The sequence below is a fragment of the Acidimicrobiales bacterium genome (assembly GCA_036399815.1).
Lineage (GTDB): Bacteria > Actinomycetota > Acidimicrobiia > Acidimicrobiales > DASWMK01 > DASWMK01.
Genome location: DASWMK010000149.1, coordinates 1 through 9065 on the forward strand (window position 1 = coordinate 1; position 9065 = coordinate 9065).

Consider the following 9065-nt stretch of genomic DNA (forward strand, 5'->3'; position numbering starts at 1 on the left):
ACCTCTCCGCTGTCCACGGAGAGGTCCACGTCCCGGTTCGCCACCACGCCGGGGAACCGCTTCGTGATCCCCCGCAGCTCGACCCGCACGGCCGTGCCCTCCGGTGGCCGGGGCTCAGCCGCCGACCGTGACCGTGCCGTCGATGATGTCCTGCTGGAGCTGCTCCACCTCGTCCTTCAGCTCCTGGGGCACCTGCTCCTCGAACTCGTGGTACGGGGCGAGGCCCACGCCCTCGTTCTCGAGCGTGCCGGTGTAGAGCCCGCCCTCGAACTCGTCGTTGACGGCCGACTCGATCGTGTCGAACACGGCGACGTCCATGTTCTTCATGACGCTCGTGAGCAGCAGGTCGCAGGCGTCCGGCGCGCTCTCGCAGCCGTCGGTGTCGACCCAGATGAGCTTGGCGTCGCCGCCGTCGGCCCGCACGGCCTCGACCGAGCCGAGGCCGACGGGGCCGGCCACCGGCATGATGATGTCGGCGCCCTCGTCGAGCAGCGACTCGGTCACCTGGCGGCCCTTGTCCTGGTCCTCGAAGTCGCCGGTGAACAGGCCGTCCTGGTCCTCCGAGCTCCAGCCGATGAGCTGGACGTCGGTGCCCTTCTGCTCGTTGTAGTAGTTCATCCCGGCCTCGAAGCCGTTCATGAAGATCGTGACCGGCGGGATGTTGATGCCGCCGTAGGTGCCGAGCGTGCCCGACTCGGTCATGCCGGCGGCGACGTACCCGGCGAGGAAGGCGGCCTGGTCGGTGCTGAACGTCAGCTCGCGGACGTTGTCGTAGCTGATGTCCTCGCCGGCGTCGGTGTCGAAGAAGTCGACGTCCACGATGGCGAACTTCTGGTCCGGGTTGGCCTCGGCGGCGGCCTGGGTGGCGTCGCCCAGCAGGAAGCCCACCGTGACGATCAGGTCGCACTCCTGCTGGAGGAAGGCGTTGATGTTCGGCTCGAAGTCCGACTCGGCCTGGGACTCGAGGACGCTGCCCTCGATGCCCAGCTCGGACTCGGCCTGCTCGACCCCCGCGAAGGCCGTCTGGTTGAACGAGCGGTCGTCGACGCCGCCGGTGTCGGTGACCTGGCAGGCGCTGAAGTCGGCGGCGTCGCCGCCCTCGCCCCCGTCGTCGCCCGCCGCGGCGGTCGTGTCGCTGCCGCCCTCCTCGTTGCTGTCGTCGTCCTCACCGCACGCCGCCGCCAGGAGGGCGAGGGCGAGGAAGAGGGCGAGTGCCACCCGACCGAACCGATGCTTCACGCGTGTGTCCTCCCACTCCGCTGGATGGCGCGACAACCTAGTGCCGCGACGGTGGGCGTGACGGCACCTCGACGCTGCGATCCGCTGTCAGATAGATCAAGGGGAAGCTGGCCACGGTCACCAGGCCCTTCACGACGAGGTTGACCGTGAAGACGTCCCAGACGACGCCCCACGGGAGCGTCCACGCGAACGCGCCGAGCGCGAAGGCGACGTTGTCGATCGGGACGCTGATCGAGTTGCTGAACAGCACCCTGGCCCACTGGCGCCGGGTCGTCACCCTCGTGACGAACCAGTGGTAGGCCTCGGTGTCGGCCAGCTCGCTCAGGACCTCGGCCGCGATCGACGCCAGCGTGATGCGCCAGACGGGCGCGAGGACCGCCGAGTACTCCCCGCCGAGGCCCCAGCCCGGGTCGCTCGCCACCCCGGCCGTCCACGTCAGGTAGGCGGCCATCGCCAGGTTGACCGCCGCCGCGGTGACGACCAGCGTGCGCGCCGCGCTCCGGCCGAGCACCTTGTGGACCACGTCCCTGACCGTGAACGTGATCGGGTACACGAACGTGCCCATGTCGACGGAGCGGTCGAAGACCACCCCGATCTTCACGCTGGTCACGTCGGCCACCACCTGGGCGCCGATGTAGACGGCGACGGCGATGACGGCGGCCCGGCTGGCGACGTCGGCGGGAGCGGGCGGGTCGCGCCGGTCGGCGAGGTCGGTGGTCGCCACGCCCGCCAGGTGTAGCAGGGCGGCGCCGGGCCGCCGGACGGCCGGCGCTCAGGCGGCGGCGGTGTCGCCCGTCGCCCGCTCCTTGGCCCGCAGGAGGCCGAGGACGGTGCGCTCGCCCCGGTCCAGCCCGTGGCCCGAGCGGGCCACCTTCCAGGCGGCGAACAGCTCGCCGGAGCGGTAGCCGTCGGGCACGGCCGGGTGCACGTAGCAGGACCGGCACACGGCCCTCGTGTTGTTCAGGCGCTCGGCGGCCGCGTCGAAGGCCTGGAGGATGTTGCGCTCGGCCTCCCTGGCGGTGGCCGGCGCGCCCATGCCGACGAGGGTGGTGGCCGCGACCGTGGTGCCGCCCCAGGTGCGGAAGTCCTTCGCCGTGAACGGCTGGCGGGTCTGCTCCCGGAGGTAGAGGTTGACGTCGGAGGAGGTGACGTCGACGTGGCGCCCGTCCTCGCCGACGTAGGTGAACAGCTCGTGGCCCCGCAGCTCGCTGCACGCCTTCACCAGCCTGGCGAGGCGCCGGTCCCGGAGCGCGACCTCGTGGGTCAGGCCGCCCTTCCCGGTGAAGTCGAACTGCACGCACGTGTCGGTGATCTCGACGTGCTCGGACCGCAGGGTGGTGAGCCCGTAGCTGTCGTTGGTGGCCGCGTACTCGTCGTTGCCGACCCGGATGAGGGTGGCGTCGAGCAGGCGGACGACGAGCGCCAGCACCTTGTCCCTCGGGAGGCCTGCGATGCGGAGGTGCTCCTCGATGCGGCGCCGCAGCCTCGGCAGCTCGGTGCCGAACAGCAGCATCCGGTCGTACTTGTTCGCGTCCCGCACCTCCCGCCAGCGGGGGTGGTAGCGGTACTGCTTGCGGCCCTTGGCGTCCCGGCCGGTGGCCTGGATGTGGCCGTCGGCCAGCGGGCAGATCCACACGTCGGTCCAGGCCGGCGGGATGGCGATCGAGGCGATCCTGGCCCGCTCCTCGGCGTCGGTCACCGTCGAGCCGTCGGGCGCCACGTAGGAGAAGCCCTTCCCCCGCCGCACCCGCCGGATGCCGGGCGAGTCGTCGGTCACGTAGAAGAGGTCGGCCTCGTCGGCCGCCACCATCGACTCGTAGGTCAGGCTCACGTCATGTGCGCTTGTTCCCCGCGACGCGCCGGCCAAACGGGGGTAGACGAGGGGGCATGAGCGACGCCGTGGTCATCGGCGCCGGCCACAACGGGCTGGCCGCCGCCAATTACCTCGCCGACGCGGGGTGGGACGTGCAGGTCTTCGAGGCCGCCAGCGTTCCCGGCGGCGCCGTCCGCACCGCCGAGGTGACGGCGCCCGGGTTCCGCAACGACCTGTTCAGCGCCTTCTACCCGCTGGCCGCCGCCTCCCCGGCGCTGCGGGCCCTGCACCTCGAGGACCACGGCCTCCGCTGGCGGCGGGCGCCGGCCGTGCTCGCCCACCCGACCCTCGACGGGCCGACCGCCGTGCTGTCGACCGACGTCGACGAGACGGCCGCGTCGCTCGACGAGTTCGCCCCCGGCGACGGCGACGCCTGGCGCGAGCTCTACGACCAGTGGGAGCGGATCGGCCAGCGGTTCGTCGACACGCTCATGTCCCCGTTCCCGCCCGTCGTCCCGGGGCTGAAGCTGCTGTCCGCCCTCAAGGTCGAGGGCGCGCTCGACCTCGCCCGCCTCGCCCTGCTCCCCGTCCGCCGCTTCGGCGAGGAGCGGTTCCGGGGCGCCGGCGGCGGCCTCCTCCTCGCCGGCAACGCCCTCCACGCCGACCTCACCCCCGAGGCGGCCGGGAGCGGCCTGTTCGGGTGGATGCTGGCCTTCCTCGGCCAGTCGGTGGGCTTCCCCGTGCCCCAGGGCGGCGCGTCCGGCATCGTCGACGCGCTCGTGGACCGGCTCCGCAGCCGGGGCGGCGCCCTGGAGTGCGACGCCAGGGTCGAGCGGGTGCTGGTGCGGGGCGGCCGGGCGGCCGGCGTGCGGCTGGCCGACGGCCGGGAGGTCGTCGCCCGCCGGGCCGTGCTGGCCGACACGACGGCGCCGGCCCTGTTCGAGCACCTGGTCGGCGAGGAGCACCTGCCGGCCGGGTTCCTGGCCAAGCTGGCCCGCTTCCAGTGGAGCGCGGCGACGGTCAAGGTCGACTGGGCGCTGTCCCGCCCGGTGCCGTGGGCCGACCCGGCCTGCTCCCGCGCCGGCACCGTCCACCTGGCGCCGTGCATGGACGACCTGTCCGTCTACGCCATGGAGCTCGCCACCGAGCGGGTGCCGAAGCAGCCGTTCCTGCTCTTCGGGCAGATGACGACCACCGACCCGACCCGCTCCCCGGCCGGCACGGAGTCGGCCTGGGCCTACACCCACGTGCCCCGGCGGGTGCGGGGCGACAGCGGCGGCGACGGGATCACCGGCAAGTGGGACGACCGGGAGTCGGCCGCCTTCACCGAGCGGGTCGAGGCCTACGTCGAGCGGTTCGCCCCCGGCTTCCGGGACACGATCGTCGCCCGCCACGTGATGACCCCGCCCGTGCTCGAGGCGGCCAACGCCAACCTGGTCGGCGGCGAGGTCAACGGCGGCACGGCCCAGCTCCACCAGCAGCTCGTGTTCCGCCCGGTGCCCGGCCTGGCCCGGCCCGAGACGCCCGTGCCCGGGCTGTACCTGGCGTCGTCGTCGGCCCACCCCGGCGGCGGCGTCCACGGGGCGTGCGGCGCGAACGCGGCGAAGGCCGCCCTGGCCCACGACCGGGCCGCCCGCCTGCGCCGCGCGCTACGGCGTGCGGTCTCCTGAGCGGGCCTCCACCAGCTTCTTCAGCCGCTTCAGCGACCCCTCGTTGCGGAGGTGGATCGACGCGTCCAGCACCGGGTCGGTCAGGAACCGCAGCGGCGTCTGGAGCGGGTGCTCCTCGACCGTGAGCGTGCAGCCGTCGCCGTCCTGGCGGAGCACGAACGTCGTCTTGCCCCGGCCCACCGGCCGGGCCCGCACCTCGAGCACGAGGCGGTTGGGCCGGTCGATCTCCAGCACCTTCGTGTCGTCGTTGACGCGGATGGGCCCGATGCCGACCTGGTGGTGGAACTTGCTGCCGACGGCCGGCCAGTCGTCGTCGACGGCGCGGATGTGCTTGGCCCCGGCCAGCCACTCGGGGTAGGTGCGGGGGTCGACGAGGACGGCGAACACCGACTCGACCGGAGTGTCCACGTGCACGGCGTTGACGGCCATGCGCCCAGCCCTACCCCGCCGCCACGGCCGTCAGCCCGCCGGCGCTCGCCGGTGCCGGGTCAGCCGCTCGGGGCCTCGTCGCCCTCGCCGGCGGCGGCCGTCGGCGGGAGGTCGGACTCGCCCTCCTCGAAGCGCCGCTCGGCCTCCTCCATGTCGCCGTCGGCGTCGGCCACGGCCTGGTCGGCCCGTTCCGTCATCCGGTCGACCTCCTGGCCGTGCCAGTCGTCGACCGTGCTGTTCTCGGGCTCCTGGAGGGGGTCCTGGTCCGTCATGCCTGTGCGGTACCCAGCCAGCCGACCTGCCACCCGAGGAACGACAGCACGTCGGTGAGCTCCTCGGCCTGCTTGGTGGCCGGCTTGCCCTGCCCGTGGCCGGCCCTCGTCTCCACCCGCAGCAGCACCGGCTTGTCGTCCCCGCACGAGGTCGCCTCCTGGAGGAGGGCGGCGAACTTGCGGGCGTGGCACGGGTCGACCCGCGAGTCCTCCTCGCCGGTGGTGACGAGCACGGCCGGGTAGCAGGTGCCGTCCTCGACGTGGTGGTACGGCGAGTAGGCGTACAGCCAGGCGAACTCCTCGGGCACGTCGGGGTCACCGAGCTCGAGCGTCCACAGCCGGGCGATCAGGAACCGGTGGTAGCGCACCATGTCGAGCAGGGGGACGGCGCAGTGGACGGCCCGGGCCAGGTCCGGCCGCTGGGTGACGGCGACGCCCATGAGGAGGCCGCCGTTGCTGCCGCCCCGGATGGCGAGCGACGACCGGGTGGCGAGCCCCCGGTCGACCAGCCAGTCGCCGGCGGCGTGGAAGTCGTCGAACACCTGCTGCTTGTGCTCCCGCATGCCGGCCCGGTGCCAGGCCTCGCCCTCCTCCGACCCGCCCCGCAGGCAGGCGACGGCGTAGCGACCGCCGCCGTCGCACCAGGCGGCGATGTGGGGGCCGTAGGCCGGGCCGTAGGTGACGGCGAAGCCGCCGTAGCCGGTGAGGATCGTCGGACGGGGCCCGCCCTCCGCCGGGCCGGGGTCGTCGGCCGAGCGGACGACGAACATCGGCACCTCGGCGCCGTCGGTCGACGGGTAGCGCACCTGCTCGACGACGTAGGCGTCGGCGTCGAGGTCGCCCTCGAGGTCCGACCACGGCTCGACCTCGCCCGGCGTCCAGCGGTAGAGCGCCGGCGGGCGGGTGAACGACGTGAACGACAGGACGGCCAGCTCGCGCTCGCCGTCGCCGTCCATGCCGGCGAGCGACCCGATGCCGGGCAGGGCGACCTCCTCGACCTCGCCGCCGTCGAGGGGCAGGCGGAGGACCTTGGCGACGGCCGACCTCGTCGCCGCGACGAGCAGCGACCGGCCGGCGACGGTGGCCCCCTCGATCACCGAGTCGCCCTCGGGCAGCAGGGTCGCCCACCGGTCGGGGGTCGGGGCGTCGAGCGGGGCGGCGACCACCCGCCCCCGCGGCGCGTCGAGCGTCGTCGTGCCGACCAGGCGGTCGCCGACGACCTCGAGCAGGGTCATGGCGTCGGCGCCCTCGACCACCGTCGTGCGGTCGCCGGTCTGGCGGTCGACGACGTGGACGTCGCTGCTGCTCCACCCGAACGAGACGGTGACCACCAGCCAGCGCCCGTCGCGGGACGCGGTGACGTCCGGCCAGGCCGTCTCGTCGGGGAGGTCGCCGAAGACGAGGTCGTCGCCGGACGGGTCGTCGCCCAGCCGGTGCCACCACACCCGCCGCCCGTACTGCTCGCCGGCCGGGTAGCGGGTGTACGCGAACGCCGAGGCGTCGGGCAGCCAGGCCACCGAGGCGGCGCGGGTGTCGGGGATGGCCTCGGCGAGGTGCTCGCCGGTGGTCACGTCGAGCACCCGCAGGACGCTGTCCTCGCTGCCGCCGCTCGACGTGCCGTAGGCGACGAGGCGGCCGTCGGGCGACGGGTGGAACCAGTCGATCGCCGTCGTCGGGTCGCCGGTGGCGGCGTGCGGGTCGACCAGCACGCGCGGCTCGGCCCCCGGCGCGTCGAGCGGCCGGGACACGAGGACGGCCTGGTCGAGGTCGCCCCAGCGGTCGAGCGACAGGACGGCGCCGCCGGCGAGCCGCGGCCCGACGGACGAGCCGGCCCGCAGCAGGCCCATGAGGCGGGCGTGCAGCCCGTCGCGGCCGGGCAGGGCGTCGAGGACCGCCCTGGTCCGCCGGTTCTGGTCCTCCACCCAGGCCGCCGTCGCCTCGCCGGCCCCGTCCTCCAGCCACCGGAACGGGTCGGGCACGGCGACGCCGTGGACGAGGTCGACGACGTCGTCCCGCTTCGCGGCAGGCGCCGGCGGGACGGTGGGGCCGGCCGCGCTCAGCGGTCAGCCCCGGCCGGCGTTGGGCTTGGTGCCGTGGTTGGCCTTGGAGGTGCGGGCCTTGATCTTGCGCTTCGAGGTCTTCTTGGACACGAGGGGCGAGGCTACCGGCCGCCGTGGGAGGCGGCCCACTCCACCAGGTCGTCGGCGCCCCACGCGTTGACGACGCGGTCGACCGGGACGCCGGTGCGGGCCGCCTTGTCGCACCCGTACGGCTGCCACTCGAGCTGGCCCGGCGCGTGGGCGTCGGTGTCGATCGAGAACCGGCAGCCGGTCTCGACGGCGAGCGCGAGCAGCTCGTCGGGCGGGTCGAGGCGCTCGGGCCGCGAGTTGATCTCGACGGCGACGTCGAAGCGCTCGCAGGCGGCGAACACGAGCTCGGCGTCGAAGGTCGACGGCGGCCGGCCCCTGCCCACCACGATCCGGCCGGTGCAGTGCCCGAGGATGTCGACGTGGGGGTTGGCGACGGCCATCACCATGCGCCTGGTCATCGCGTCCCGCTCCATGCGCAGCTTCGAGTGGACGCTGGCGACGACGACGTCGAGCCGGCCCAGCAGGTCGTCGTCCTGGTCGAGGCCGCCGTCCTCCAGGATGTCGACCTCGATCCCGGTGAGGATGCGGAACGGCGCCACCCGCTCGTTCACCTCGGCGACCTCGTCGAGCTGGGCCAGCAGCCGGTCGCGGGACAGGCCGTGGGCGATCGTGAGCCGGGGCGAGTGGTCGGTGAGGACCACGTACTCGTGCCCCAGCTCGGCCGCGGCCCGGGCCATGGTCTCGATCTCGGCGCCGCCGTCCGACCAGGTCGAGTGGGTGTGGCAGTCGCCCCGCAGCGCCGCCCGGATCGCCGCGCCCTCGCCCTCCGGCACCCCCGACTGGCCCTCCAGCCGCTGGAGGTAGGCGGGCACCTCGCCGGCCATCGCCTCGGTGATCACCCTGGCGGTGCTGTCGCCGATGCCGGGCAGGTCGGTCAGCCGCCCGCCGGCCACCCGCTCCCGCAGCTCGTCGGGGTCGAGGCCCCGCACGACGGCGGCGGCGCGCAGGAACGCCCTGGCCTTGGCCGACGGCTCCCTGGCCCGGTCGAGCAGGTAGGCGATGCGGTCGAGTGCGTCGGCCGGCTCCACCGGGCGGAGGGTAGTGGCGCCGGTAGCCTCGTCGGCATGGAGCGGTTCGGCCTGGTGGGGCTGCCCAACGTCGGCAAGTCCTCGCTGTTCAACGCCCTCACGGGCGGCAACGCGGCCGTGGCGCCGTTCCCGTTCACGACGACCGACTCGAACACCGGCGTCGGCAAGGTGCCCGACCACCGGCTCGACGCGCTGGCGGCGATGAGCGCGTCCCGCAACGTCGTGCCGGCCAGCGTGCAGGTGGTCGACATCGGTGGCCTCGCCGCCGGGGCCAGCCACGGCGAGGGCCTCGGCAACCGGTTCCTCGCCGGCATCCGCGAGGTCGACGCCGTCGTGTTCGTGCTGCGGGCCTTCGAGGACGACGACGCGCCCGGCCCCACCGACCCGGTCGAGCAGCTGGGCACCATCGAGCTGGAGCTCACCCTGGCCGACCTGGAGTCGCTCGAGGCGCAGGTCGAGCGGCG

The 9065-nt window shown here is 74.1% G+C and carries 9 protein-coding genes; 2 read left to right on the top strand and 7 right to left on the bottom strand.

Going from position 1 to position 9065, the window contains the following annotated elements; all coding sequences use genetic code 11:
* Nucleotides 1-114: 114 nt before the first annotated feature.
* Genes VGB14_10610 through VGB14_10620 form a run of 3 tightly spaced genes read right to left on the bottom strand, consistent with a single transcriptional unit; the run spans nucleotide 115 to nucleotide 3070 of the window.
* The gene (locus VGB14_10610) at nucleotides 115-1218 is read right to left on the bottom strand and encodes a BMP family ABC transporter substrate-binding protein (GenBank protein HEX9993368.1); all 1104 of its coding nucleotides are present in this window, start codon (nucleotides 1216-1218) and stop codon (nucleotides 115-117) included.
* Between the two features lie 58 nt (nucleotides 1219-1276).
* Nucleotides 1277-1963 carry a queuosine precursor transporter gene (locus tag VGB14_10615; GenBank protein HEX9993369.1) on the bottom strand — a complete coding sequence of 229 codons (687 nt, stop codon included), beginning with the start codon at nucleotides 1961-1963 and terminating at the stop codon, nucleotides 1277-1279.
* A 48-nt stretch (nucleotides 1964-2011) separates the two neighbouring features.
* Nucleotides 2012-3070 (bottom strand): hypothetical protein, encoded by a 1059-nt coding sequence (locus VGB14_10620; GenBank protein ID HEX9993370.1) that lies wholly within the window; start codon nucleotides 3068-3070, stop codon nucleotides 2012-2014.
* Between the two features lie 56 nt (nucleotides 3071-3126).
* On the opposite strand from VGB14_10620, the gene VGB14_10625 reads away from it, so the two are divergent.
* The gene (locus tag VGB14_10625; protein ID HEX9993371.1) at nucleotides 3127-4722 is read left to right on the top strand and encodes an NAD(P)/FAD-dependent oxidoreductase; all 1596 of its coding nucleotides are present in this window, start codon (nucleotides 3127-3129) and stop codon (nucleotides 4720-4722) included.
* Here VGB14_10625 and VGB14_10630 read toward each other — a convergent pair.
* The 4 genes from VGB14_10630 to VGB14_10645 all read right to left on the bottom strand — a co-directional run bounded on the left by VGB14_10630 (nucleotide 4702) and on the right by VGB14_10645 (nucleotide 8601).
* Nucleotides 4702-5151, bottom strand: a complete 450-nt coding sequence (locus VGB14_10630; GenBank protein ID HEX9993372.1) for an SRPBCC family protein — start codon at nucleotides 5149-5151, stop codon at nucleotides 4702-4704. The genes VGB14_10625 and VGB14_10630 overlap by 21 nt on opposite strands.
* Before the next feature lie 59 nt (nucleotides 5152-5210).
* Complete coding sequence (locus VGB14_10635; GenBank protein ID HEX9993373.1) at nucleotides 5211-5423, bottom strand: hypothetical protein; 213 nt, start codon at nucleotides 5421-5423, stop codon at nucleotides 5211-5213.
* Nucleotides 5420-7483 (bottom strand): prolyl oligopeptidase family serine peptidase, encoded by a 2064-nt coding sequence (locus VGB14_10640; protein HEX9993374.1) that lies wholly within the window; start codon nucleotides 7481-7483, stop codon nucleotides 5420-5422. Before VGB14_10640 ends, VGB14_10635 begins: the two co-directional genes overlap by 4 nt.
* Nucleotides 7484-7584: 101 nt before the next feature.
* A complete protein-coding gene (locus VGB14_10645) occupies nucleotides 7585-8601 on the bottom strand; it encodes a PHP domain-containing protein (protein ID HEX9993375.1) in 1017 nt (338 codons plus the stop codon).
* 36 nt (nucleotides 8602-8637) lie between these two features.
* On the opposite strand from VGB14_10645, the gene VGB14_10650 reads away from it, so the two are divergent.
* On the top strand, nucleotides 8638-9065 hold a 428-nt coding region (locus VGB14_10650; GenBank protein HEX9993376.1), incomplete at its 3' end, for a GTPase.